This window comes from Agromyces binzhouensis (assembly GCF_004135055.1).
GTDB classification, from domain to species: domain Bacteria; phylum Actinomycetota; class Actinomycetes; order Actinomycetales; family Microbacteriaceae; genus Agromyces; species Agromyces binzhouensis.
In genome coordinates, this window is record NZ_SDPL01000664.1 from 1 (window position 1) to 1076 (window position 1076).

General features: G+C 69.5%; 1 protein-coding gene and 1 rRNA gene. Both read left to right on the forward strand.

The window, feature by feature from the left end:
- Positions 1–70 (forward strand): 5S ribosomal RNA (gene rrf, locus ESO86_RS20175); the annotation flags it as partial.
- A gap of 317 nt (positions 71–387) precedes the next feature.
- On the forward strand, positions 388–1076 hold a 689-nt coding region (locus ESO86_RS17475), incomplete at its 3' end, for a hypothetical protein (protein ID WP_207207221.1).

Consider the following 1076-nt stretch of genomic DNA (forward strand, 5'->3'; position numbering starts at 1 on the left):
GGAAGCTAAGACTCGCAGCGCCGATGGTACTGCAGGGGCGACCCTGTGGGAGAGTAGGACACCGCCGGACATTCATTGAGGAGTGGCCACCCACAGCGTTCAATTGCGAGCGTTGGCGGGTGGCCATTCTTCGTTAACGGGGTCGCGCAGCGACCCCGAGAGTACGGTTGAGTCCACAGGACTCCCAGGCAGGACGACAGGAAGCACCCGTGAGCGATTCCACGCAGGACCCCGGCGAACGCCGGAAGGACGGAGACGGCGAACGTCGCGGAGGCCGCTCGGGACAGGGGGACCGGTCCGGAGCGCCCCGGCCGGAGGGCGGCCGAGGCGGTCAGCGTTCGTCCGGTTCCCGTGACGACCGTGGCGGCCAGCGTTCGACCGGGTCCCGTGATGATCGTGGTGGCGAGCGGAAGTACGGTTCGCGTGATGACCGCGGTGGTCAGCGTTCGTACGGTTCGCGTGATGACCGCGGTGGTCAGCGTTCGTACGGTTCGCGTGATGACCGTGGCGGCCAGCGTTCGTACGGTTCGCGTGATGATCGTGGTGGCGAGCGGAAGTACGGTTCGCGTGATGACCGCGGTGGTCAGCGTTCGTACGGTTCCCGTGACGACCGCGGCGGGCAGCGTTCGACCGGGTCCCGTGATGACCGGGGCGGGCAGCGTGCGTACGGGTCTCGTGATGATCGTGCTGGCGAGCGGAAGTACGGTTCGCGTGATGACCGCGGAGGCCAGCAGTCGTCCGGTTCCCGTGATGACCGCGGAGGCCAGCAGTCGTCCGGTTCCCGTGATGACCGCGGTGGTCAGCGTTCGTACGGTTCGCGTGACGACCGCGGCGGAGCGCGGAAGTACGGTGCATCGGATCACCGTGGCGGGCCGCGTTCCTCGGGGTCGCGCGACGAGCGCGGTGGGGAGCGGGCATACCGGCCGCGCGACGCCGGTGATCGTCGGTACGGTTCGCGCGACGATCGTTCGGGCCGCGACGAGCGCCGGTCCGACCGGCCGGGTGGGTCGCGTGAGCATCGCTCCGGCGGTCGTGTCGCAGGCCGTCCCGCCCAGCGCCCGTCCGACCGCGAGCGT